This window comes from Streptococcus mitis (assembly GCF_946190375.1).
In the GTDB taxonomy this organism is placed as follows: Bacteria; Bacillota; Bacilli; order Lactobacillales; family Streptococcaceae; genus Streptococcus; species Streptococcus mitis_CJ.
This window is the reverse complement of sequence record NZ_CAMIAF010000004.1, coordinates 13,274-38,319: the sequence shown is the minus strand read 5'-3', so window position 1 is coordinate 38,319 and position 25,046 is coordinate 13,274. Positions and strand designations below refer to the sequence as shown.

At 40.9% G+C, this 25,046-nt stretch carries 25 protein-coding genes and 2 other annotated features (1 of these 27 cut by a window edge); of the genes, 24 read left to right on the top strand and 1 reads right to left on the bottom strand.

Going from position 1 to position 25,046, the window contains the following annotated elements:
* Positions 1-133 precede the first annotated feature (133 nt).
* Positions 134-265 (top strand) — a sequence feature (ribosomal protein L20 leader region).
* A 15-nt stretch (positions 266-280) separates the two neighbouring features.
* From infC to N8M09_RS02815, 7 genes are all read left to right on the top strand, one after another.
* Positions 281-811 carry a translation initiation factor IF-3 gene (infC, locus tag N8M09_RS02845; RefSeq protein ID WP_000848180.1) on the top strand — a complete coding sequence of 177 codons (531 nt, stop codon included), beginning with the start codon at positions 281-283 and terminating at the stop codon, positions 809-811.
* 32 nt (positions 812-843) lie between these two features.
* Positions 844-1,044 (top strand): 50S ribosomal protein L35, encoded by a 201-nt coding sequence (gene rpmI, locus N8M09_RS02840; RefSeq protein WP_001125943.1) that lies wholly within the window; start codon positions 844-846, stop codon positions 1,042-1,044.
* Between the two features lie 51 nt (positions 1,045-1,095).
* Positions 1,096-1,455: a 50S ribosomal protein L20 gene (gene rplT / locus N8M09_RS02835; protein WP_000124834.1), complete on the top strand. Its 360-nt coding sequence runs from the start codon at positions 1,096-1,098 to the stop codon at positions 1,453-1,455.
* Between the two features lie 58 nt (positions 1,456-1,513).
* Positions 1,514-1,894, top strand: coding sequence for a lactoylglutathione lyase (gloA, locus tag N8M09_RS02830; protein ID WP_000157153.1), 381 nt, complete (start codon positions 1,514-1,516; stop codon positions 1,892-1,894).
* Positions 1,895-2,142: 248 nt separating this feature from the next.
* The gene (locus tag N8M09_RS02825) at positions 2,143-2,943 is read left to right on the top strand and encodes a dihydroorotate dehydrogenase electron transfer subunit (protein WP_261063656.1); all 801 of its coding nucleotides are present in this window, start codon (positions 2,143-2,145) and stop codon (positions 2,941-2,943) included.
* Positions 2,906-3,892, top strand: coding sequence for a dihydroorotate dehydrogenase (locus N8M09_RS02820; RefSeq protein ID WP_261063654.1), 987 nt, complete (start codon positions 2,906-2,908; stop codon positions 3,890-3,892). Before N8M09_RS02825 ends, N8M09_RS02820 begins: the two co-directional genes overlap by 38 nt.
* Before the next feature lie 97 nt (positions 3,893-3,989).
* Positions 3,990-5,702, top strand: a complete 1,713-nt coding sequence (locus N8M09_RS02815) for a glucosaminidase domain-containing protein (RefSeq protein WP_261063652.1) — start codon at positions 3,990-3,992, stop codon at positions 5,700-5,702.
* A gap of 60 nt (positions 5,703-5,762) precedes the next feature.
* Here N8M09_RS02815 and pavA read toward each other — a convergent pair whose 3' ends face one another.
* Positions 5,763-7,418 (bottom strand): Rqc2 family fibronectin-binding protein PavA, encoded by a 1,656-nt coding sequence (gene pavA, locus N8M09_RS02810; RefSeq protein WP_261063650.1) that lies wholly within the window; start codon positions 7,416-7,418, stop codon positions 5,763-5,765.
* Between the two features lie 104 nt (positions 7,419-7,522).
* On the opposite strand from pavA, the gene ybeY reads away from it, so the two are divergent.
* The 17 genes from ybeY (at position 7,523) to ppc (ending at position 24,832) form a co-directional block, all read left to right on the top strand.
* A complete protein-coding gene (ybeY, locus tag N8M09_RS02805) occupies positions 7,523-8,020 on the top strand; it encodes an rRNA maturation RNase YbeY (protein ID WP_000275156.1) in 498 nt (165 codons plus the stop codon).
* Entirely contained in the window at positions 8,001-8,396 is a 396-nt protein-coding gene (locus N8M09_RS02800; protein WP_000378157.1) for a diacylglycerol kinase family protein, read from the top strand. The genes ybeY and N8M09_RS02800 overlap by 20 nt, the downstream gene beginning before the upstream one ends.
* A 16-nt stretch (positions 8,397-8,412) precedes the next feature.
* Positions 8,413-9,312 carry a GTPase Era gene (gene era, locus N8M09_RS02795; RefSeq protein WP_261063648.1) on the top strand — a complete coding sequence of 300 codons (900 nt, stop codon included), beginning with the start codon at positions 8,413-8,415 and terminating at the stop codon, positions 9,310-9,312.
* A gap of 48 nt (positions 9,313-9,360) precedes the next feature.
* On the top strand, positions 9,361-10,185 hold the full coding sequence (mutM, locus tag N8M09_RS02790) for a DNA-formamidopyrimidine glycosylase (protein WP_261063646.1): 825 nt from the start codon (positions 9,361-9,363) through the stop codon (positions 10,183-10,185).
* Positions 10,185-10,790: a dephospho-CoA kinase gene (coaE, locus tag N8M09_RS02785; RefSeq protein ID WP_261063644.1), complete on the top strand. Its 606-nt coding sequence runs from the start codon at positions 10,185-10,187 to the stop codon at positions 10,788-10,790. The genes mutM and coaE overlap by 1 nt, the downstream gene beginning before the upstream one ends.
* Positions 10,777-11,976, top strand: a complete 1,200-nt coding sequence (locus N8M09_RS02780) for a multidrug efflux MFS transporter PmrA (protein WP_218764125.1) — start codon at positions 10,777-10,779, stop codon at positions 11,974-11,976. Before coaE ends, N8M09_RS02780 begins: the two co-directional genes overlap by 14 nt.
* Positions 11,976-12,125: a 50S ribosomal protein L33 gene (gene rpmG, locus N8M09_RS02775; protein WP_001809104.1), complete on the top strand. Its 150-nt coding sequence runs from the start codon at positions 11,976-11,978 to the stop codon at positions 12,123-12,125. The genes N8M09_RS02780 and rpmG overlap by 1 nt, the downstream gene beginning before the upstream one ends.
* Before the next feature lie 39 nt (positions 12,126-12,164).
* Positions 12,165-12,398 (top strand): preprotein translocase subunit SecG, encoded by a 234-nt coding sequence (gene secG / locus N8M09_RS02770; protein WP_000282517.1) that lies wholly within the window; start codon positions 12,165-12,167, stop codon positions 12,396-12,398.
* Between the two features lie 100 nt (positions 12,399-12,498).
* Entirely contained in the window at positions 12,499-14,853 is a 2,355-nt protein-coding gene (gene rnr / locus N8M09_RS02765; protein WP_261063642.1) for a ribonuclease R, read from the top strand.
* Entirely contained in the window at positions 14,816-15,283 is a 468-nt protein-coding gene (gene smpB, locus N8M09_RS02760) for an SsrA-binding protein SmpB (RefSeq protein WP_001051750.1), read from the top strand. The genes rnr and smpB overlap by 38 nt, the downstream gene beginning before the upstream one ends.
* 15 nt (positions 15,284-15,298) lie before the next feature.
* The gene (tehB, locus tag N8M09_RS02755; RefSeq protein ID WP_261063640.1) at positions 15,299-16,159 is read left to right on the top strand and encodes an SAM-dependent methyltransferase TehB; all 861 of its coding nucleotides are present in this window, start codon (positions 15,299-15,301) and stop codon (positions 16,157-16,159) included.
* Between the two features lie 73 nt (positions 16,160-16,232).
* Positions 16,233-17,186 (top strand): competence protein CoiA, encoded by a 954-nt coding sequence (locus N8M09_RS02750; protein WP_261063638.1) that lies wholly within the window; start codon positions 16,233-16,235, stop codon positions 17,184-17,186.
* A gap of 18 nt (positions 17,187-17,204) precedes the next feature.
* On the top strand, positions 17,205-19,007 hold the full coding sequence (gene pepF / locus N8M09_RS02745; protein WP_261063636.1) for an oligoendopeptidase F: 1,803 nt from the start codon (positions 17,205-17,207) through the stop codon (positions 19,005-19,007).
* Between the two features lies 1 nt (position 19,008).
* Positions 19,009-19,722: an O-methyltransferase gene (locus N8M09_RS02740; RefSeq protein ID WP_261063634.1), complete on the top strand. Its 714-nt coding sequence runs from the start codon at positions 19,009-19,011 to the stop codon at positions 19,720-19,722.
* Positions 19,723-19,788: 66 nt separating this feature from the next.
* A complete protein-coding gene (prsA, locus tag N8M09_RS02735) occupies positions 19,789-20,727 on the top strand; it encodes a peptidylprolyl isomerase PrsA (RefSeq protein WP_261063632.1) in 939 nt (312 codons plus the stop codon).
* A gap of 160 nt (positions 20,728-20,887) precedes the next feature.
* Positions 20,888-22,111, top strand: a complete 1,224-nt coding sequence (ftsW, locus tag N8M09_RS02730) for a cell division peptidoglycan polymerase FtsW (protein WP_261063630.1) — start codon at positions 20,888-20,890, stop codon at positions 22,109-22,111.
* A 24-nt stretch (positions 22,112-22,135) separates the two neighbouring features.
* On the top strand, positions 22,136-24,832 hold the full coding sequence (ppc, locus tag N8M09_RS02725) for a phosphoenolpyruvate carboxylase (protein ID WP_261063627.1): 2,697 nt from the start codon (positions 22,136-22,138) through the stop codon (positions 24,830-24,832).
* Positions 24,833-24,928: 96 nt separating this feature from the next.
* Positions 24,929-25,046 (top strand) — a binding site (T-box leader); it runs 100 nt beyond the window's last position.

Below are 25,046 nucleotides of genomic sequence, written 5' to 3'. Positions count from 1 at the left end.
CTAACATAGAGAGGGAATCACCTTGATTCTCTCTTTTTGATTAGGAAATCAATGCAAAATACAAACACAAACTTTTCAAAAAAATAACTTTTTATCTTGACAAGGACTCGAAAACTTGGTATCATATAAAAGTTGAGAAAAGCAGAAGTGAGAGCTTCTCGCCTTGTGACATTAAGTTGCCTGGCCCTACGGATGAAAAGTTTCTAAGAAACGCTATCATAACGTGCGGGCTTGTATATTTACGAGTCCGCTATTGTTTTTCTCTAATAAAACAAAAGAGGTGAAAACCATAGCAAAGCAAGACTTATTCATCAATGATGAGATTCGTGTACGTGAAGTTCGCTTGATTGGTCTTGAAGGAGAACAGCTAGGCATCAAGCCACTCAGTGAAGCGCAAGCTTTGGCTGATAACGCCAATGTTGACCTAGTATTGATTCAACCCCAAGCCAAACCGCCTGTTGCAAAAATTATGGACTACGGTAAGTTCAAATTTGAGTACCAGAAGAAGCAAAAAGAACAACGTAAAAAACAAAGTGTTGTTACTGTGAAAGAAGTTCGTCTAAGTCCAACTATTGACAAGGGTGACTTTGATACAAAACTTCGCAATGCACGCAAATTCCTTGAAAAAGGAAATAAAGTTAAGGTATCTATTCGCTTTAAGGGTCGTATGATTACCCATAAAGAGATTGGTGCAAAAGTTTTAGCCGAGTTTGCTGAAGCAACTCAAGATATTGCAATCATCGAACAACGTGCTAAAATGGATGGACGTCAAATGTTCATGCAATTGGCGCCAGCAACTGACAAAAAATAATTGTCAGAAAGTTAAATAAAGGAGAAAAAATCATGCCAAAACAAAAAACACACCGCGCATCAGCTAAACGTTTCAAACGTACAGGTTCTGGTGGACTTAAACGTTTCCGTGCTTACACTTCTCACCGTTTCCACGGAAAAACTAAAAAACAACGTCGTCATCTTCGTAAAGCATCTATGGTGCATTCAGGAGATTACAAACGTATCAAAGCAATGCTTACTCGCTTGAAATAATAGCTTGACTGTAAGTAAACAATTCTAGGAAATATTTGGAGGAAATAAAACATGGCACGTGTTAAAGGTGGCGTTGTATCACGCAAACGTCGTAAACGTATTCTTAAATTAGCAAAAGGTTACTATGGAGCTAAACACATCTTGTTCCGTACTGCAAAAGAACAAGTGATGAACTCTTACTACTATGCATACCGTGACCGTCGTCAGAAAAAACGTGACTTCCGCAAATTGTGGATCACTCGTATCAACGCGGCAGCTCGTATGAACGGACTTTCATACTCACAATTGATGCATGGTTTGAAATTGGCTGAGATCGAAGTCAACCGTAAAATGCTTGCTGACTTGGCTGTTAATGATGCAGCAGCTTTCACAGCTCTTGCAGATGCAGCTAAAGCAAAACTTGGTAAATAATAACTGATAAGACTGGAACAGGATTGTCCCAGTCTTTTTAAAAATAAAGGAGAAAAATATGGCTTCAAAAATGCTACACACTTGCTTACGAGTAGAAAATCTTGAAAAATCAATTGCATTCTATCAAGATGCTTTTGGATTTAAAGAATTGCGTCGCAGAGATTTTCCAGACCATGCCTTCACGATTGTTTATCTAGGTCTTGAGGGTGACGACTATGAGTTGGAATTGACCTATAACTACGATCATGGTCCTTATGTGGTTGGAGATGGATTTGCCCATATCGCCCTCAGTACACCCGATCTTGAAGCTCTTCATCAAGAGCACAGTGCAAAAGGTTATGAAGTGACTGAACCAAATGGCCTACCAGGAACTGCACCTAACTATTATTTTGTCAAAGACCCTGATGGCTACAAGGTCGAAGTCATTCGTGAAAAATAATCTCGTGAAGTCAAGTAGAATGTTCGTTTTCTACTTGACTTTTTTTGGTTGAAAGAGTATACTAATAAAAATTTAACCTTTAAGGGGAGTCCAGAGAGACTCACAAGGTGTCAGATAAAAGAATAGTGCAATTTTCTAGAGGAGACTTTTTGAGTGTGCTCTCTTCTGTTGTACGATTTTAACTGAGACCTTGCACTAGCAAGGTCTTTTCTTTGTCTGGTCCCCTTAAAATTTAAGGAGGAAAAGTCATGAATCCCACATGTAAGAAACGTTTGGGTGCAATTCGTTTGGAAACCATGAAGGTGGTAGCACAGGAGGAAATCGCGCCAGCAATCTTTGAATTAGTCCTAGAAGGAGAAATGGTTGAAGCTATGCGAGCAGGGCAATTTCTTCATCTGCGTGTGCCTGATGACGCCCATCTCTTGCGTCGCCCTATTTCAATTTCGTCTATCGATAAGGTTAAGAAGCAGTGTCATCTCATTTATCGGATTGAGGGAGCTGGGACAGCTATTTTCTCAACCTTAAGTCAGGGAGATACTCTTGATGTGATGGGGCCTCAGGGAAATGGTTTTGACTTGTCTGACCTTGATAAGCAGAGCCAGGTACTCCTTGTTGGTGGAGGGATTGGTGTTCCACCTTTGCTTGAGGTGGCCAAGGAATTACATGCGCGTGGTGTGAAAGTAGTGACAGTTCTCGGTTTTGCTAATAAGGATGCTGTTATTTTAGAGACGGAATTAGCTCAATATGGTCAAGTCTTTGTAACGACAGATGATGGTTCTTATGGTATTAAGGGAAATGTTTCCGTTGTTATCAAGGATTTAGACAGTCAGTTTGATGCTGTTTACTCATGTGGGGCTCCAGGAATGATGAAGTATATCAATCAAACCTTTTATGACCACCCAAGGGCCTATCTATCTCTGGAATCTCGTATGGCTTGTGGAATGGGGGCTTGCTATGCCTGCGTCCTAAAAGTACCAGAAAGCGAGACGGTCAGCCAACGTGTCTGTGAAGATGGCCCTGTTTTCCGCACAGGAACAGTTGTACTATAAGGAGAAAATCATGACTAGAAATCGTTTACAAGTTTCTCTACCAGGCTTGGATTTGAAAAATCCGATTATTCCAGCATCAGGCTGTTTTGGTTTTGGACAAGAGTATGCCAAGTACTATGATTTAGACCTTTTAGGTTCTATTATGATCAAGGCGACAACCCTTGAACCACGCTTTGGCAATCCAACTCCAAGGGTGGCAGAAACACCTGCTGGCATGCTCAATGCAATCGGTTTGCAAAATCCTGGTTTGGAGGTTGTTTTGGCTGAAAAGTTACCTTGGCTGGAAAGAGAATATCCAAATCTTCCTATTATCGCCAATGTAGCTGGTTTTTCAAAACAAGAGTATGCAGCTGTTTCTCGTGGAATTTCCAAGGCAGCTAATGTAAAGGCAATTGAGCTCAATATCTCTTGTCCTAACGTAGATCATTGCAATCACGGACTCTTGATTGGTCAAGATCCTGATCTGGCTTATGATGTAGTGAAAGCAGCTGTGGAAGCCTCTGATGTACCAGTTTATGTCAAACTAACTCCTAGTGTGACCGATATCGTTACTGTCGCAAAGGCAGCAGAGGATGCAGGAGCAAGTGGCTTGACTATGATTAATACTCTGGTCGGTATGCGCTTTGACCTCAAAACCAGAAAACCAATCTTGGCAAATGGAACAGGTGGAATGTCTGGTCCAGCAGTATTTCCGGTAGCCCTCAAACTCATCCGCCAAGTCGCCCAAACAACAGACCTGCCTATCATTGGAATGGGAGGAGTGGATTCGGCTGAAACTGCCCTAGAAATGTATCTGGCGGGAGCATCTGCTATTGGAGTTGGAACAGCCAACTTTACCAATCCTTATGCCTGCCCTGATATCATCGAAAATTTACCAAAAGTCATGGATAAATACGGTATTAGCAGTCTAGAAAATCTCCGCAAGGAAGTAAAAGAGTCTCTGAGGTAAACTGCAATCAATCTGTTCTTGATTTTTTATCAGTTTGTAATGTTTATTATAGAGAATTTTGATACAATAAAATAGAAAGAACAGAGGAAGAAAGTTTATGAAGAAATTGAGATTTGTTTTTTTAGCTCTGCTATTTTTCTTAGCCAGACCAGAGAGTGCAATGGCTAGCGATGGTACTTGGCAAGGAAAACAATACCTGAAAGCAGATGGGAGTCAAGCAGCCAATGAGTGGGTTTTTGATGCTCAATATCAATCTTGGTTTTATATAAAAGAAGATGCCAACTATGCTGAAAATGAATGGCTGAAACAAGGTGATGATTATTTTTACCTCAAATCTGGTGGCTATATGGCTAAGTCAGAATGGGTAGAAGACAAGGGAGCCTTCTATTATCTTGACCAAAATGGAAAGATGAAAAGAAATGCTTGGCTAGGAGCTTCCTATGTCGGTGCAACAGGTGCCAAAGTAATAGAAGACTGGGTCTATGATTCTCAATACGACGCTTGGTTTTACATCAAAGCAGATGGACAACACGCAGAGAAAGAATGGCTCCAAATTAAAGGGAAGGACTATTATTTTAAATCTGGTGGTTATCTACTGACAAGTCAGTGGATTGACCAGGCTTATGTGAATGCTAGTGGCGCTAAAGTACAGCAAGGTTGGCTTTTTGACAAACAATACCAATCTTGGTTTTACATCAAAGAAAATGGAAATCATGCTGATAAAGAATGGATTTTCGAAAATGGTCACTATTATTATCTAAAATCTGGTGGCTATATGGCAGCCAATGAATGGATTTGGGATAAGAAGTCATGGTTTTACCTCAAATCTGATGGTAAAATGGCTGAGAAAGAATGGGTATACGATGCTAAAAGCCAAGCCTGGTACTACTTCAACTCTGGTGGCTACATGGCGAAAAATGAGACTGTAGATGGTTATCAGCTTGGAAGCGACGGTAAATGGCTTGGAGAAAAAGCTACAAATGAAAATGCTGCTTATTATCAAGTCGTACCTGTCACAGCAAATGTTTATAATGCAGATGGTGAAAAGCTCTCCTATATATCGCAAGCTAGTGTCGTCTGGCTAGATAAGGATAGAAAAAGTGATGACAAGCGCTTGGCTATTACTGTTTCTGGTTTGTCAGGCTACATGAAAACAGAAGATTTACAAGCACTAGATGCTAGTAAGGACTTTATCCCTTATTATGAGAGTGATGGACACCATTTTTATCACTATGTGGCTCAGAATGCTAGTATCCCAGTAGCTTCTCATCTTTCTGATATGGAAGTAGGCAAGAAATATTATTCGGCAGATGGGCTGCATTTTGATGGTTTTAACCTTGAAAATCCCTTCCTTTTCAAAGATTTGACAGAGGCTACAAACTATAGTGCTGAAGATTTGGATAAGGTATTTAGTCTGCTAAATATTAATAATAGTCTCTTGGAAAATAAGGGAGCTACCTTTAAGGAAGCTGAAGAACATTACCATATCAATGCCCTTTACCTCCTTGCCCATAGTGCCTTAGAAAGCGACTGGGGACGAAGTAAGATTGCTAGAGATAAGAATAATTTCTTTGGAATTACAGCCTATGATATGACCCCTTACCTTTCTGCCAAGACATTTGATGATGTGGATAAGGGAATTTTAGGTGCAACCAAGTGGATTAAGGAAAATTATATCGATAGGGGCAGAACTTTCCTTGGAAACAAGGCGTCTGGTATGAATGTGGAATATGCCTCAGACCCTTATTGGGGTGAAAAAATTGCTAGTGTGATGATGAAAATCAATGAGAAACTAGGTGGCAAAGATTAGTCCTATTATTGGATATGATTTGACTGAATAGTAAGTTAAAAATCCTGATTTCAAGTAAAATCAGGATTTTTTCATGGATGCAATTTTTTCTGGATCTGGTGTAACGCGGAGGGTCTTTTGTCCTGTGTAAGTGACAAAGCCAGGTTTTCCACCAGTCGGTTTGTTGAGTTTTTTGATTTCAATCATATCCACCTGGACCAGATTTGATAGGCGACCTTGAGAGAAGTAGGCAGCTAACTCTGCTGCGTCTGTCTTGACTTCATCAGATGGGTCAAGATTTCCTGAGATGACAACGTGGCTTCCAGGAATGTCCTTGGCATGGAACCAAAGTTCCTCCTTGCGGGCCATTTTAAAGGTTAGCTCCTCGTTTTGTAGGTTGTTGCGGCCGACATAGATGATGGTTTTGCCATCACTTGCTAGATATTGTTCTGGTTTTTTGCGTTTCTGGATTTTCTCCCGTTGTCTTCTGCGGATAAAGCCAGTTTGAATTAATTCTTCACGGATTTCAGCGATTTCTTCCAGCCCAGTTTGGTTGAGGACGATTTCTACACTTTCCAGATAGAGAATGGTTGCCTTGGTTTCCTCAATTAGATCAGTCAAGTATTTGACAGCTTCTTTGAGTTTCTGATACCGTTTAAAATAGCGTTGGGCATTCTGGTTGGGAGTCAGAGACTTATCAAGCTCAATCGTGATAGGTTGGTTGGTATAGTAGTTGTCTAGGATAACCTGGTCTTGGTCGTTAGGCACTTGGTGGAGGAAGGTTGTCAGCAATTCCCCTTTTTGGCGAAATTCTTCAGCGTTGTCTGTAGCTAGTAACTCTTTTTCTTGTTTTTTAAGCTTATGACGATTTTTTTGAAGTTCATTTTCAACACGACGAATGAGTTCGCTGGCTTGTTGTTTGACGCGGTCGCGTTCAGCCTTGTCCTTATAGTAGGTGTCCAACAAATAAGAAAGACTGTCAAAAGGTTCTCCCACTTGATTTGCAAAAGGAACTGGGCTGAAGGAAGTCTCAGTCAAGCATGGTTTGGTTTCTTGATTGAAAAAGTTTCGGAAAGTAGATAGTTTATCACTAACCAGAATGTTTTCCAATTCATTTGCCGTATCGCGTCCCAGACCTTGAAAGAGGCTTTGAAGGTTTTTAGCTGTCGTTTCCTGTGTTTGCAGGATTTCAAAGAGTTTCTCGTCCTTGATTGTAAAAGGATTGAGAGATTCCGTACTTGGCGGAGCGATGTAGGTTGATCCAGGAAGCAAGGTACGGTAGCTATTTTGTGAAAAGCCAACATGTTTGATAACTTCGAGGATTTTATGACTGCTTTTATCAACCAGTAGAATATTACTGTGTTTCCCCATGATTTCGATAATCAAGGTAGCCTGGATATGGTCGCCAATCTCGTTTTTATTGGAAACTGTCATTTCTACAATTCGGTCATTCTCAACCTGCTCGATCGACTCAATCAGGGCACCCTGCAAATATTTTCTTAAAACCATGATAAAGGTAGAAGGTTGAGCTGGATTTTCAAAAGTTGTTTGGGTCAGCTGAATGCGTCCAAAAACTGGATGGGCAGAAAGGAGCAGGCGATGACTTTGGCGATTGCTACGGATTTGCAAGACCAACTCTTGTTCAAAAGGTTGATTGATTTTCTGGATGCGACCGTTCACTAACTCTCTTTGCAATTCCTCAACCATGTGGTGTAAAAAAAATCCGTCAAATGACATCGTTCTCTCCTTGTGATTGTATTCCATAGTATTATATCAAAAAGGTAGAATAAAATCATGGAAATGTGGTATAATAAAGCCAAGTAAAGAGAAACGAGAAGCACATGTATATTGAAATGGTAGATGAAACTGGTCAAGTTTCAAAAGAAATGTTGCAACAAACCCAAGAGATTTTGGAATTTGCAGCCCAAAAATTAGGAAAAGAAGACAAGGAGATGGCAGTTACCTTTGTGACCAATGAGCGTAGTCATGAACTCAATCTGGAGTACCGTGACACCGACCGTCCGACAGATGTCATCAGCCTTGAATATAAGCCAGAGTTGGAAATTGCCTTTGACGAAGAGGATTTACTTGAAAATCCAGAATTGGCAGAGATGATGTCTGAGTTTGATGCCTATATTGGGGAACTGTTCATCTCTATCGATAAGGCACATGAGCAGGCCGAGGAATATGGCCATAGCTTTGAGCGTGAGATGGGCTTCTTGGCAGTACACGGCTTTTTACATATCAACGGCTATGATCACTACACTCCGGAAGAAGAAGCGGAGATGTTCGGTTTACAAGAAGAAATTTTGACAGCCTATGGACTCACAAGACAATAAACGAAAATGGAAAAATCGTGACCTGATATCTAGTTTAGAATTTGCCATCACAGGAATTTTTACTGCCATCAAGGAAGAACGAAATATGCGAAAACATGCCGTGACGGCTCTAGTAGTCATCCTTGCAGGTTTTGTTTTTCAGGTGTCACGAATCGAATGGCTCTTTCTCCTATTGAGCATTTTCTTGGTAGTAGCCTTTGAAATTATCAATTCTGCTATTGAAAATGTGGTGGATTTGGCCAGTCACTATCACTTTTCCATGCTGGCTAAAAATGCCAAGGATATGGCGGCTGGCGCGGTATTAGTGGTCTCTCTTTTCGCAGCCTTAACAGGCGCATTGATTTTTCTCCCACGAATCTGGGATTTATTATTTTAAATAGCAAGAGGAAATTATGACTTTTAAATCAGGCTTTGTAGCCATTTTAGGACGTCCCAATGTTGGGAAGTCAACTTTTTTAAATCACGTTATGGGGCAAAAGATTGCCATCATGAGTGACAAGGCGCAGACAACGCGCAACAAAATCATGGGAATTTACACGACCGATAGGGAGCAGATTGTCTTTATCGACACACCAGGGATTCACAAGCCTAAAACGGCTCTTGGAGATTTCATGGTAGAATCTGCCTATAGCACCCTTCGTGAAGTGGACACCGTTCTTTTCATGGTGCCTGCTGATGAGGCGCGTGGTAAGGGGGACGATATGATTATCGAGCGTCTTAAGGCTGCCAAGGTTCCTGTGATTTTGGTGGTGAACAAGATTGATAAGGTTCATCCAGACCAGCTTTTGTCTCAGATTGATGATTTTCGTAATCAAATGGACTTTAAGGAAATCGTTCCAATCTCAGCTCTTCAAGGGAATAACGTCTCTCGTCTAGTGGATATTTTGAGTGAAAATCTGGACGAAGGTTTTCAATATTTCCCGTCTGATCAAATTACAGACCATCCAGAGCGTTTCTTGGTTTCAGAAATGGTTCGCGAGAAAGTCTTGCACCTAACTCGTGAAGAGATTCCGCACTCTGTCGCAGTAGTTGTGGATTCTATGAAGCGAGACGAAGAAACAGACAAGGTTCACATCCGTGCAACAATTATGGTCGAGCGCGATAGCCAAAAAGGGATTATCATCGGTAAAGGTGGTGCTATGCTTAAGAAAATTGGTAGTATGGCACGTCGTGATATTGAACTCATGCTAGGAGACAAGGTTTTCCTAGAAACATGGGTCAAGGTCAAGAAAAATTGGCGCGATAAAAAGCTAGATTTGGCTGACTTTGGCTATAATGAAAAAGAATACTAAGTAGAGGTGGGCTCATGCCTGCTTCTTGTTTTTACAGAAGGAGGATTTATGCCTGAATTACCTGAGGTTGAAACTGTTCGTCGTGGCCTAGAAAAATTGATTTTGGGAAAGAAGATTTCGAGTGTAGAAATTCGTTATCCCAAGATGATTAAGACGGATTTGGAAGAGTTTCAAAGGGAATTGCCTAGTCAGATTATCGATTCAATGGGACGTCGGGGCAAATATTTGCTTTTCTACCTGACAGACAAGGTCTTGATTTCCCATCTGCGGATGGAGGGCAAGTATTTTTATTATCCGTACCAGGTTCCTGAACGAAAACACGCCCATGTTTTCTTTCAGTTTGAGGACGGTGGAACCCTTGTTTATGAGGATGTTCGCAAGTTTGGTACTATGGAACTCTTGGCGCCTAACCTTTTAGACGCCTACTTTATTTCTAAAAAACTAGGGCCTGAACCAAGCGAACAAGACTTTGATTTGCAGGTCTTTCAAGCTGCCCTAGCCAAGTCCAAAAAGCCTATCAAATCTCATCTCCTAGACCAGACTTTGGTAGCTGGACTTGGCAATATCTATGTGGATGAGGTTCTCTGGCGAGCTCAGGTTCATCCAGCTAGACCTTCCCAGACTTTGACAGCAGAAGAAGCGACTGCCATTCATGACCAGACCATTGCTGTTTTGGGACAGGCTGTTGAAAAAGGTGGTTCCACCATTCGGACCTATACCAACGCTTTTGGGGAAGATGGAACCATGCAGGATTTTCATCAGGTCTATGATAAGGCTGGTCAAGAATGTGTACGCTGTGGTACCATCATTGAGAAAATCCAACTAGGCGGACGAGGAACTCACTTTTGTCCTCAGTGCCAAAGGAGGGGTTGATGGGAAAAATCATTGGAATCACTGGGGGAATTGCCTCTGGTAAGTCAACTGTGACAAATTTTCTAAGAAAGCAAGGCTTTCGAGTAGTGGATGCCGACGCAGTCGTCCACCAACTACAGAAACCTGGTGGTCGTCTGTTTAAGGCTATAGTCCAGCACTTTGGGCAAGAAATCATCCTTGCAAACGAAGAACTCAATCGCCCTCTCCTAGCTAGTCTCATCTTTTCAAATCCTGAAGAACGAGAATGGTCTAAGCGAATTCAAGGAGAGATTATCCGTGAGGAACTAGCTACGTTAAGAGACCAATTGGCTCAGACAGAAGAGATTTTCTTCATGGATATTCCCCTACTTTTTGAGCAGGACTACGTCTCTTGGTTTGATGAGACTTGGTTGGTCTATGTGGACCGAGATGTCCAAGTAGAACGCTTAATGAAAAGGGACCACTTGTCCAAAGATGAAGCTGAGTTTCGTCTGGCAGCCCAGTGGCCTTTAGAGAAAAAGAAAGATTTGGCCAGCCATGTTTTAAACAACAATGGAAATCAGGACCAGCTTCTTACTCAGGTGTTCTCCCTGCTTGAGGGAGGTAAGCAAGATGACAGAGATTAACTGGAAGGATAATCTGCGCATTGCCTGGTTTGGTAATTTTCTGACAGGAGCCAGTATTTCCTTGGTTGTGCCCTTTATGCCCATCTTTGTGGAAAATTTAGGTGTGGGGAGTGATCAAGCTGCTTTTTATGCAGGTTTAGCTATTTCTGTCTCTGCCATTTCTGCGGCACTTTTCTCTCCTATCTGGGGCATCCTTGCTGACAAATACGGTCGAAAACCCATGATGATTCGGGCTGGGATGGCCATGACCATTACTATGGGAGGCTTGGCTTTTGTGCCAAATATTTATTGGTTAATCTTTCTTCGTTTATTAAACGGTGTATTTGCAGGATTTGTTCCCAATGCAACAGCCCTGATAGCCAGTCAGGTTCCCAAGGAGAAATCAGGCTCTGCTCTCGGAACTTTGTCTACAGGCGTAGTTGCAGGTACTCTAACGGGTCCCTTTATTGGTGGCTTTATCGCAGAATTATTTGGCATTCGTACTGTCTTTTTACTGGTTGGTTGTTTTCTATTTTTAGCTGCTATTTTGACTATTTGCTTTATCAAGGAAGATTTTCAACCAGTAGCCAAGGAAAAGGCCATTCCAACAAAGGAATTGTTTACATCAGTTAAATACCCCTATCTCTTGGTCAACCTCTTTCTGACTAGTTTTGTCATCCAATTTTCAGCCCAATCAATCGGCCCTATCTTAGCTCTGTATGTGCGCGACTTAGGCCAGACAGAGAATCTTCTCTTTGTATCTGGTTTGATTGTGTCCAGTATGGGCTTTTCCAGCATGATGAGTGCAGGAGTCATGGGCAAGCTAGGTGACAAGGTGGGCAATCATCGTCTCTTGGTTGTAGCCCAGTTTTATTCAGTCATCATCTATCTTCTCTGTGCCAATGCTTCTAGCCCCCTTCAACTAGGCCTCTATCGTTTCCTCTTTGGATTGGGAACCGGTGCCTTGATTCCCGGAGTTAATGCCCTTCTCAGCAAGATGACGCCCAAAGCTGGTATTTCGAGGGTCTTTGCCTTTAATCAGGTATTCTTTTATCTGGGCGGTGTCGTTGGTCCCATGGCAGGTTCTGCAGTAGCAGGTCAATTTGGCTACCATGCAGTCTTTTATGCGACAAGCCTTTGTGTTGCCTTTAGTTGTCTCTTTAACCTTCTTCAATTTCGAACATTATTAAAAGTAAAGGAAATCTAGTGCGAGTAAAAATTAATCTCAAATGCTCCTCTTGTGGCAGTATCAATTACCTAACCAGTAAAAATTCAAAAACCCATCCAGACAAGATTGAGGTTTTAAAGTATTGTCCCAAGGAAAGAAAAGTAACCCTACATCTTGAATCTAAGTAGATTTTATGGTAAAATAATAGGGATTTTAAGGAGTTTGATATGTATAACCTATTATTAACCATTTTATTAGTATTATCTGTTGTGATTGTGATTGCGATTTTCATGCAACCAACCAAAAACCAATCCAGCAATGTATTTGATGCCAGCTCAGGTGATTTGTTTGAACGCAGTAAAGCACGCGGTTTTGAAGCTGTAATGCAGCGTTTGACAGGGATTTTAGTCTTTTTCTGGCTAGCCATTGCCTTAGCATTGACGGTATTATCAAGTAGATAAGAAAATAATGGGCAGGACTAGGTCTTTGCCTCTTTTTATTTTTAAAGGATGTTTGAGAAGGTTTTACAGTAAGAGAAAATTAAAAATCTAGAAAGAAAATATGAAAGATAGAATAAAAGAATATTTACAAGACAAGGGAAAGGTAACTGTCAATGACTTGGCTCAGGATTTGGGAAAAGACGGTTCCAAGGATTTTCGTGAGTTGATTAAAACCTTGTCCTTAATGGAAAGAAAGCACCAGATTCGCTTTGAAGAAGATGGCAGTCTGACCTTGGAAGCCAAGAAAAAACATGAGATTACCCTCAAGGGGATTTTTCATGCCCATAAAAATGGCTTTGGCTTTGTCAGTCTGGAAGGTGAGGAGGACGACCTTTTTGTAGGAAAAAATGATGTCAACTATGCTATTGATGGTGATACCGTCGAGGTAGTGATTAAGAAAGTCGCTGATCGTAACAAGGGAACAGCGGCGGAAGCCAAAATTATCGATATCCTAGAACACAGTTTGACAACTGTTGTCGGTCAAATCGTTCTAGATCAGGAAAAGCCTAAGTATGCTGGCTACATCCGTTCGAAAAATCAGAAAATCAGCCAACCGATTTATGTAAAGAAACCAGCCCTTAAACTGGAGGGAACAGAAGTTCTCAAGGTCTTTATCGATAAATACCCAAGCAAGAAACATGATTTCTTTGTCGCTAGTGTCCTCGATGTGGTGGGGCATTCAACGGATGTCGGAATTGATGTTCTTGAGGTTTTGGAGTCTATGGACATTGTCTCAGAATTTCCAGAGGCTGTTGTGAAGGAAGCAGAAAGTGTGCCTGATGTTCCGTCTCAAAAGGATATGGAAGGCCGTCTGGATCTAAGAGATGAGATTACCTTTACCATTGACGGTGCTGACGCCAAAGACTTGGACGATGCGGTGCATATCAAGGCCTTGAAAAATGGAAATCTGGAGCTTGGGGTTCACATCGCAGATGTTTCCTATTATGTGACCGAGGGTTCTGCCCTTGACAAGGAAGCCCTTAATCGTGCGACTTCTGTTTACGTGACAGACCGCGTGGTGCCAATGCTTCCAGAACGACTGTCAAACGGCATTTGCTCTCTCAATCCTCAAGTTGACCGTCTGACCCAGTCTGCCATTATGGAGATTGATAAACATGGTCGTGTAGTCAACTACACAATCACACAAACGGTTATCAAGACAAGCTATCGGATGACCTATAGTGATGTCAATGATATCTTAGCGAGCGACGAGGAAAAGCGACAAGAATATCAGAAAATTGTTCCTAGTATCGAACTTATGGCCAAGCTTCATGAAACTCTAGAAAACATGCGTGTGAAACGTGGAGCACTCAATTTCGATACCAACGAAGCGAAGATTTTAGTGGATAAACAGGGTAAGCCTGTTGATATCGTTCTTCGTCAGCGTGGTGTTGCCGAGCGCATGATTGAGTCCTTTATGCTGATGGCCAACGAAACAGTTGCCGAGCATTTCAGCAAGCTGGATTTGCCTTTCATTTATCGTATCCATGAGGAGCCTAAGGCTGAAAAGGTTCAGAAGTTTATTGATTATGCTTCGAGCTTTGGATTGTGCATTTATGGAACTGCCAGTGAGATTAGCCAGGAGGCGCTTCAAGACATCATGCGTACTGTTGAGGGAGAACCTTATGCGGATGTATTGTCCATGATGCTTCTTCGCTCTATGCAGCAGGCCCGCTATTCGGAGCACAATCACGGTCACTATGGACTAGCTGCTGACTATTATACTCACTTTACCAGTCCGATTCGTCGTTATCCAGATCTTCTTGTTCACCGTATGATTCGGGACTACGGTCGTTCTAAGGAAATAGCAGAGCATTTTGAGCAAGTGATTCCAGAGATTGCGACCCAGTCTTCCAACCGTGAACGTCGTGCTATAGAAGCTGAGCGTGAAGTCGAAGCCATGAAAAAGGCTGAGTATATGGAAGAATACGTGGGCGAAGAGTACGATGCGGTTGTGTCTAGCATTGTTAAATTCGGTCTCTTTGTTGAATTGCCGAATACAGTTGAGGGCTTGATTCACATCACTAATTTACCTGAATTTTATCATTTCAATGAGCGTGATTTGACCCTGCGTGGGGAGAAATCGGGTACAACCTTCCGTGTAGGTCAACAGATTCGTATTCGGGTTGAAAGAGCCGATAAGATGACAGGTGAAATTGACTTCTCTTACATCCCAAGTGAGTTTGATGTGATTGAAAAAGGCTTGAAACAAGCTGGTCGCAAAGACAGAGGGCGTGGTTCAAATCGTCGTCCAGATAAGAAGGAAGATAAGAGAAAATCAGGACGCTCAAATGATAAGCTCAAGCATTCACAAAAAGAAAAGAAGAAAAAAGGAAAGAAACCTTTTTATAAGGAAGTAGCTAAGAAAGGAGCCAAGCATGGCAAAGGGCGAGGGAAAGGTCGTCGCACAAAATAAAAAAGCGCGCCACGACTATACAATCGTAGATACGCTAGAGGCAGGAATGGTCCTGACTGGAACTGAAATCAAGAGTGTGCGAGCAGCTCGAATCAATCTCAAGGATGGCTTTGCCCAAGTGAAAAATGGGGAAGTCTGGCTGAGCAATGTTCATATCGCTCCTTACGAAGAGGGTAATATCTGGAACCAGGAACCAGAACGTCGCCGCAAACTCCTACTCCATAAGAAGCAAATCCAAAAGTTGGAACAGGAAACTAAAGGGACAGGAATGACACTGGTTCCTCTTAAAGTCTATATCAAAGATGGTTATGCCAAGCTCCTTTTAGGTTTAGCTAAAGGGAAGCATGACTACGACAAACGGGAGTCTATCAAACGTCGTGAGCAAAACCGCGACATCGCGCGTGTTATGAAAGCTGTTAATCAGCGATAAAAAGAGGAAATGAAAATGGAAAAACTAGTTGCCTATAAACGTATGCCTTTGTGGACTAAAGAAACTATGCCAGAGGCTGTTCAGCAGAAACACAATACCAAGGTTGGAACTTGGGGCAAGATTACAGTTGTAAAAGGAGCCCTCAAGTTTATTGAATTGACTGAAGATGGTGAGGTTCTAGCTGAGCATCTCTTTGAAGCAGGAGCAGACAATCCAATGGCGCAACCGCAAGCCTGGCACCGAGTGGAGGCTGCCACAGACGATGTAGAATGGTACTTGGAATTTTATTGTAAACCTGAGGACTATTTCCCTAAGAAATACAATACCAATCCTGTTCATTCAGAAGTTCTGGAAGCTATGCAAACAGTGAAACCGGGTAAAGCCTTGGATTTGGGTTGTGGTCAGGGCCGTAATTCCCTCTTTTTGGCCCAGCAAGGATTTGATGTGACAGCTGTAGATCAAAATGAATTGGCCCTTGAAATCTTGCAAAGCATTGTGGAGCAGGAAGACCTGGATATGCCTGTTGGTCTCTACGATATCAATTCAGCCAGCATTGGACAAGAATATGATTTTATCGTTTCAACAGTTGTTCTCATGTTTCTACAAGCGGATCGTATTCCAGCTATTATCCGAAACATGCAGGAGCAAACCGCGGTCGGTGGTTATAATCTTATCGTTTGTGCCATGGACACGAAGGATTATCCTTGCTCTGTGAACTTCCCATTCACCTTTAAAGAAGGAGAATTGGCAGACTATTACAAGGACTGGGAATTGGTCAAGTACAATGAAAATCCAGGCCATTTGCATCGTCGTGATGAGAATGGCAATCGTATACAACTACGCTTTGCGACCATGCTAGCTAAGAAAATCAAGTAAACACACATGAAGATTAGGAAATTTCCTGATCTTTTTTCTTTTTTTACGAATAATATAGAAAAGGAGGGAAATCATGTTTGTTGCGAGAGATACTAGGGGAGAATTGGTAAATGTGTTAGAGGATAAGCTTGAGAAGCAAGCCTACACTTGCCCAGCTTGTGAAGGCCAGCTCCGTTTGCGTCAAGGACCAAGTGTCCGGACCCATTTTGCCCATAAATCCCTAAAAGACTGTGATTTTTCCTCTGAAAATGAAAGTCCAGAACACCTGGCAAATAAAGAATCCCTTTATCACTGGTTGAAAAAAGAGGCAGAGGTGCAATTAGAATACCCGCTTCCAGAGCTTAAACAGATTGCGGATGTATTTGTAAATGGCAATCTAGCTCTAGAAGTTCAGTGTAGTCCCTTGCCTCAAAAAATTCTTAAAGAGCGTAGTGAGGGCTATCGTAGTCAGGGTTACCAAGTACTGTGGTTGCTAGGAGAAAAACTTTGGCTCAAGGAGCGGTTGACTCGTCTGCAACAAGGGTTTCTCTATTTCAGTCAAAACATGGGATTTTATGTTTGGGAAGTAGACAAGGAAAAACAGGTTTTAAGGCTTAAATATCTCATCCACCAGGATCTCAGAGGCAGACTCTATTATCAAATCAAGGAATTTCCCTATGCTCACGGTAGTCTACTGGAGATATTACGTTTTCCCTATAAGAAACAAAAAATATCTCATTTTACAGTTTCTCAGGACAAGGACATCTGTCGCTATATCCGACAACAACTGTACTATCAAAATCCCTTTTGGATGAAAGAACAAGCAGAAGCCTATCAAAAGGGAGAAAATCTCCTAACTTATGGACTAAAAGAATTGTATCCACAAATAAGACCACTAGTAGGTAATTTTTGCCAAATTGATCAAGATTTGACTCGCTATTATCAGTATTTTCAAACCTATTATCAACAAAATCCTCAAAATGATTGGCAAAAGCTCTATCCACCAGCCTTTTATCAGCAATATTTCTTAAAAAATATGGTAGAATAGAAAGGATGGAGGAATCTAATGATATTACAAAGACATGAAATAAATGAAAAAGATACATGGGATCTATCAACGATTTACCCAACTGACCAGGCTTGGGAAGAAGCCTTAAAAGAGTTAACAGAAAAATTGGAGACAGTAGCCCAGTATGAAGGCCATCTCTTGGATAGTGCGGATAGCCTACTCGAAATTACTGAATTTTCTCTTGATATGGAGCGCCAGATGGAGAAGCTTTACGTTTATGCTCATATGAAAAATGACCAGGACACTCGTGAAGCCAAGTATCAAGAGTACTATGCCAAGGCCATGACTCTCTATAGCCAGCTGGACCAAGCCTTTTCATTCTATGAGCCTGAATTTATGGAAATTAGTGAAAAGCAGTATGCTGACTTTTTAGAGGCTCAACCAAAATTGCAGGTTTATCAACACTATTTTGACAAGCTTTTGCAAGGCAAGGAACACGTTCTTTCACAACGAGAAGAAGAGCTATTGGCTGGAGCTGGAGAAATCTTTGGTTCGGCAAGTGAAACATTTGCTATTTTAGATAATGCAGATATCGTCTTTCCATTTGTTAAAGATGAAGATGGTAACGAAGTACAATTATCACATGGCGTTTATATGCGTTTGATGGAGTCTAAAAACCGTGAGGTGCGTCGTGGTGCTTATCAAGCTCTTTATGTGACTTATGAACAATTCCAACATACCTATGCCAAAACCTTGCAAACCAATGTTAAGGTTCAAAACTACCGTGCCAAAGTTCGCAACTACAAGAGTGCGCGTCATGCAGCCCTAGCGGCCAATTTTGTTCCAGAGATTGTTTATGACAATTTGGTAGCAGCAGTTCGCAAGCGTTTGCCACTCTTGCATCGTTATCTTGAGCTTCGTTCAAAAATCTTGGGGATTTCAGACCTCAAGATGTACGATGTCTACACACCACTATCTTCAGTTGAATACAGTTTTACCTACCAAGAAGCCTTGAAAAAGGCAGAAGAGGCCTTGGCAGTCTTGGGTGAAGATTACTTGAGCCGTGTTAAACGTGCCTTCAGCGAGCGTTGGATTGATGTTTACGAAAATCAAGGCAAGCGTTCAGGTGCCTACTCTGGCGGTTCTTACGATACCAATGCCTTTATGCTCCTTAACTGGCAGGACAATCTAGACAATCTCTTTACCCTTGTCCATGAGACAGGCCACAGTATGCATTCTAGCTATACTCGTGAAACGCAGCCTTATGTTTACGGAGATTATTCTATCTTCTTGGCTGAGATTGCCTCAACTACCAATGAAAATATCTTGACGGAGAAATTATTGGAAGAAGTGGAAGATGACGCAACGCGCTTTGCTATTCTTAATAACTTCCTAGACGGTTTCCGTGGAACAGTTTTCCGCCAAACTCAATTTGCTGAGTTTGAACACGCTATTCACCAAGCGGACCAAAATGGAGAAGTCTTGACAAGCGATTTCCTAAATAAACTCTACGCAGACTTGAACCAGGAGTATTATGGTTTGAGCAAGGAAGACAATCCTGAAATCCAATACGAGTGGGCTCGCATTCCACACTTCTACTATAATTACTATGTATATCAATATTCAACAGGCTTTGCAGCGGCCTCAGCCTTGGCTGAAAAGATTGTTCATGGTAGTCAAGAAGACCGTGACCGCTATATCGACTACCTCAAGGCAGGTAAATCTGACTATCCACTTAATGTCATGAGAAAAGCTGGTGTTGATATGGAGAAGGAAGACTACCTCAACGATGCCTTTGCAGTCTTTGAACGTCGTTTAAATGAGTTTGAAGCCCTTGTTGAAAAATTGGGATTGGCATAAGATGGTTGAATCATATAGTAAGAATGCCAACCATAACATGCGTCGTCCTGTTGTCAAGGAAGAAATTGTGGACTTGATGCGCCAGCGTCAAAAGCAAGTCACAGGTTCCTTGAAAGAATTGGAAGATTTTGCCCGTAAGGAAAATATTCCCATTATTCCCCATGAAACGGTTGCTTATTTCCGTTTTCTCATGGAAACCATGCAACCTAAAAACATTCTGGAAATTGGGACGGCCATCGGGTTTTCAGCCCTCTTGATGGCAGAACATGCGCCAAATGCCAAGATTACAACCATTGACCGCAATCCAGAAATGATTGGTTTTGCCAAGGAAAATTTTGTCCAGTTTGACAGTCGCAAGCAAATTACACTCCTAGAAGGAGATGCGGTAGATGTCTTATCTACCTTGACAGAGTCCTATGATTTCGTCTTTATGGATTCTGCCAAGTCTAAATACATCGTATTTCTGCCAGAAATCCTCAAGCATTTGGAAGTTGGTGGTGTGGTTGTCTTGGATGATATTTTCCAAGGTGGTGATGTTGCCAAGGATATTATGGAAGTCCGTCGTGGTCAGCGAACTATTTACAGAGGACTTCAAAGACTATTTGATGCAACCTTAGACAATCTAGGACTCACCGCAACATTAGTACCTCTGGGGGACGGTATTCTCATGCTTCGTAAAAATGTAGCAGATGTTCAATTGCCTGACAGCGAATGATTTTCAGAAAAATTTAAGAAAATATAGTAAAATAGATAGGGTAACACTTATCTCAAAGGAGTAGACATGAAGAAAAAACTATTGGCAGGTGCCATTACATTATTATCAGTAGCAACATTAGCAGCTTGTTCGAAAGGTTCAGAAGGAGCAGATCTTATCAGCATGAAAGGGGATGTCATCACAGAACATCAATTTTATGAGCAAGTGAAAAGCAATCCTTCAGCTCAACAAGTGTTGTTGAACTTGACTATCCAAAAAGTATTTGAGAAACAATACGGTTCAGAAGTAGATGACAAAGAAGTCAACGGCACTATTGCCGAAGAAGAGAAACAATATGGTGAAAACTACCAACGTGTCTTGTCACAAGCAGGAATGACTCTTGAAACACGTAAAGCTCAAATTCGTACAAGTAAATTGGTTGAGTTGGCAGTTAAGAAAGCAGCAGAAGCTGAATTGACAGATGATGCTTATAAGAAGGCCTTTGACGAGTACACTCCAGATGTAACGGCTCAAATTATCCGTTTGGACAATGAAGACAAGGCCAAAGAAATTCTTGAAAAAGCTAAGGCAAGTGGCGCAGATTTCGCTCAACTAGCTAAAGATAACTCAACAGATGAGAAAACGAAAGCGAACGGTGGAGAAATCACCTTTGATTCAGCTTCAACAGAAGTACCAGATCAAGTTAAGAAAGCAGCTTTTGCCTTGGATGTTAACGGAATTTCTGATGTCATTACAGCTACTGGCACACAAGCCTACAGCAGTCAATATTATATTGTAAAACTCACTAAGAAAACGGAAAAATCATCTAATATTGACGATTACAAAGAAAAATTAAAAACTGTTATCTTAACTCAAAAACAAAACGACGCATCATTTGTTCAAAGTATTATCGGAAAAGAATTGCAAGCAGCCAATATCAAGGTTAAAGATCAAGCCTTCCAAAATATCTTCACTCAATACATCGGTGGTGGAGATTCAAGCTCAAGCAGTTCTTCAAAAGAATAAAACAGAAAAGAGCCAAGTGCTCTTTTTCTTATGAGAAAATCTTCTATCTTAAGGGTAAGAGTTTTTTTCTTTCGGAAAAAATGGTATAATAGCAATCAAAACTAGAAAATAAACGAAATTTGGGAATAATTTCTTTTGTTCTCATTAGATTGGTGATACTATGAAGATTAGTAAGAGGCACCTGTTAAACTATTCTATTCTAGTTCCTTACTTACTTTTATCTATTTTGGGTTTGATTGTAGTCTATTCTACAACCAGTGCCATTCTTATCGAAGAAGGTAAAAGTGCCCTCCAATTGGTTCGAAGTCAGGGAATGTTTTGGATATTTAGTTTAATATTAATTGCCTTGATATATAAGCTGAAACTGAATTTTTTAAGAAAAGAACGACTTTTATTTATTGTTATGTTTGTTGAGTTGATTCTCTTAGCTCTGGCTCGCTTAATTGGTACGCCAGTCAATGGAGCCTATGGTTGGATTTCAGTAGGACCTTTGACCATTCAGCCAGCTGAGTATTTGAAGATTATCATCGTCTGGTACTTGGCCCAACGTTTTTCAAAACAACAGGATGAAATTGGTATTTACGATTTTCAAGTTTTAACTCAAAATCAATGGATTCCTCGAGCTTTTAATGATTGGCGTTTTGTCCTCTTGGTAATGATAGGAAGTTTGGCTATTTTCCCAGATTTGGGGAATGCTACAATCCTAGCGCTGGTCGCCTTGATTATGTATACAGTTAGTGGGATTGCTCATCGTTGGTTTATAGTCTTTATCGGTGTATTGTTTGGAGTTTCAGCCCTATCTCTATCAGCTATTTCTGTAATTGGGGTTGATAAGTTTTCAAAAGTTCCAGTATTTGGTTACGTGGCCAAGCGTTTCAGTGCCTACTTTAATCCCTTTGCTGATTTGGCAGGAGCTGGTCACCAACTTGCAAATTCCTACTTTGCTATGGTAAATGGTGGTTGGTTTGGTCTAGGCTTAGGAAATTCAATTGAAAAACGTGGCTATTTACCAGAGGCCCATACAGATTTTGTATTTTCAATTGTCATCGAAGAATTTGGATTTGTAGGGGCCGGCTTGATTTTAGCACTTGTTTTTTTTCTTATTTTGCGAATTATCCTAGTCGGAATTCGTGCTAAGAATCCCTTTAATTCCATGATGGCGATTGGGGTTGGGGGGATGATGTTGATCCAGGTGTTTGTCAATATCGGTGGAATTTCTGGTATTATTCCTTCGACAGGAGTAACCTTTCCTTTCTTATCGCAAGGAGGGAATAGTCTTCTGGTCTTGTCTGTAGCCATCGCCTTTGTCTTAAATATTGATGCAAGTGAAAAGCGTGCTCAATTGTATGAGGAGTTAGAAGCTCACTCCTCAAACTATATGTAGAGCTGATAGTGGAAAGGATTACCTATGTCTCTTCAAAAATTAGAAAACTATAGTAATAAAGCTGTCGTGCAAGAAGAAGTATTGATTTTAACAGAATTGTTAGAAGATATCACTAAAAACATGCTTGCCCCAGAGACTTTTGAAAAAATCATGCAGTTGAAAGAATTGTCAACTCAAGAAGATTATCAAGGCTTGAACCAATTGGTTACTAGCCTGACAAATGATGAAATGGCTTATATTTCACGCTATTTCTCTATCTTGCCCCTCTTGATTAATATTTCAGAAGACGTGGATTTGGCTTATGAAATCAACCACCAAAATAATATCGATCAAGATTATCTTGGTAAATTGTCAGCAACTATCAAAATGGTTGCAGAAAAAGAAAATGCGGTTGAAATTCTAGAACATTTGAATGTTGTCCCTGTTTTGACTGCCCATCCAACACAAGTACAACGTAAGAGTATGCTGGATTTGACAAATCATATCCATACCCTCTTGCGTAAGTACCGTGATGTGAAATTAGGCTTGATTAATAAGGAAAAATGGCATAATGATCTCCGTCGTTACATTGAGATTATCATGCAGACAGATATGATTCGTGAAAAGAAATTGAAAGTTACCAATGAAATCACGAATGTTATGGAATACTACAATAGTTCATTCCTGAAAGCTGTTCCTCATTTGACTGCTGAGTACAAGCGTCTGGCTAAAAAACATGGCTTAGAGTTGAAACATCCTAAACCGATTACCATGGGAATGTGGATTGGTGGGGACCGTGATGGGAATCCCTTTGTTACAGCAGATACCTTGAAACAATCTGCCATGACCCAGTGTGAAGTCATCATGAACTACTATGATGAAAAGATTTACCAACTTTATCGTGAATTCTCCCTCTCAACCAGTATTGTCAATGTGAGCAAGCAAGTCAGAGAAATGGCTCGTCAATCCAAGGATAATTCTATTTACCGTGAAAAAGAGCTTTATCGTCGTGCCTTGTTTGATATTCAATCAAAAATCCAAGCTACAAAAATCTATCTCATTGAAGATAAGGAAGTTGGGGCTCGATATGAAACAGCCAATGATTTTTATAAGGATTTAATTACCATCCGTGATTCCCTCTTGGAAAACAAGGGTGAAGCACTGATTTCTGGTGATTTTGTTGAGTTAATTCAGGCAGTTGAAATTTTTGGTTTCTATTTGGCATCTATTGACATGCGTCAAGATTCTAGTGTTCATGAAGCCTGTGTAGCTGAACTTTTGAAATCAGCAGGAATTCATTCGCGTTATAGCGAACTAAGTGAAGAAGAAAAATGCCAGCTTCTTTTGAAAGAATTAGAAGAAGATCCACGTATTCTTTCTGCCACTCATGTTGAAAAATCAGAGTTACTTGAAAAAGAATTGGCCATCTTTAAAGCTGCTCGTAAGTTGAAAGATAAGTTGGGTGATGATGTTATTCGTCAAACCATTATTTCACATGCAACTAGCGTATCAGACATGCTGGAATTGGCTATCTTGCTAAAAGAAGTAGGACTAGTTGATAAAGAAAGAGCCCGTGTCCAAATCGTTCCTCTCTTTGAAACAATTGAGGACTTGGATCACTCAGAAGAAACCATGAGAGAATATCTTTCTCTTCCTCTTGCTAAGAAATGGATTGCTTCGCGCAATAACTACCAAGAAATCATGCTTGGCTACTCTGATAGTAATAAAGATGGTGGCTACCTATCATCATGTTGGACCCTCTACAAGGCTCAACAACAATTGACTGCTATTGGAGATGAATTTGGTGTTAAGGTTACCTTCTTCCATGGCCGTGGTGGTACTGTCGGTCGTGGTGGTGGACCAACTTATGAAGCCATCACCTCCCAACCGCTCAAGTCAATCAAGGATCGTATCCGTTTGACGGAGCAGGGTGAAGTAATTGGCAATAAATACGGTAACAAAGATGCGGCCTACTATAATCTTGAAATGCTAGTATCTGCAGCCATTAACCGTATGATTACGCAGAAGAAGAGCGATACCAATACATCAAATCGTTATGAAGCCATTATGGACCAAGTAGTGGACCGTAGTTACGATATCTACCGTGATTTAGTCTTTGGTAATGACCATTTCTATGATTATTTCTTTGAGTCAAGTCCAATCAAGGCTATTTCCAGCTTTAATATCGGTTCTCGCCCAGCCGCTCGTAAGACCATTACTGAAATCGGTGGTTTGCGTGCCATTCCTTGGGTATTCTCATGGTCACAAAGCCGTGTCATGTTCCCTGGATGGTATGGGGTTGGATCAAGCTTCAAGGAATTTATTGATAAAAATCCAGAAAATATCGCTATTCTACGAGATATGTACCAAAATTGGCCTTTCTTCCAGTCACTTCTTTCAAATGTTGACATGGTCTTGTCAAAATCAAATATGAACATTGCTTTTGAATATGCCAAACTTTGTGAAGATGATCAAGTAAAAGCAATCTATGAGACTATTCTAAATGAATGGCAAGTTACCAAGGAAGTCATCTTGGCTATCGAAGGCTACGATGAACTCTTGGCGGAAAATCCATATCTAAAAGCAAGTTTGGATTACCGTATGCCTTACTTTAATATCCTCAACTATATCCAGTTGGAGTTGATTAAACGTCAACGTCGAGGAGAATTATCAAGTGATCAAGAAAAATTAATCCATACAACCATCAACGGAATTGCGACAGGATTGCGTAATTCTGGCTGATACCTTTCAAACTTCCTCTTTTCTATAGGGGAAGTTTTTGAATATTTCAAAAAAATTATCAAAGAGTCTTGACAAGTAGTTGAAAAATGATATAATTTAACCATTCAGAAAAGTAATCATTCAAACTTTTTAGAGAGTCTGTGGTAGCTGAAAACAGATAAGTGGCGATGATGAAAATTGGGCTGAATGTTATTTAGAATTTGAAATCATAAAA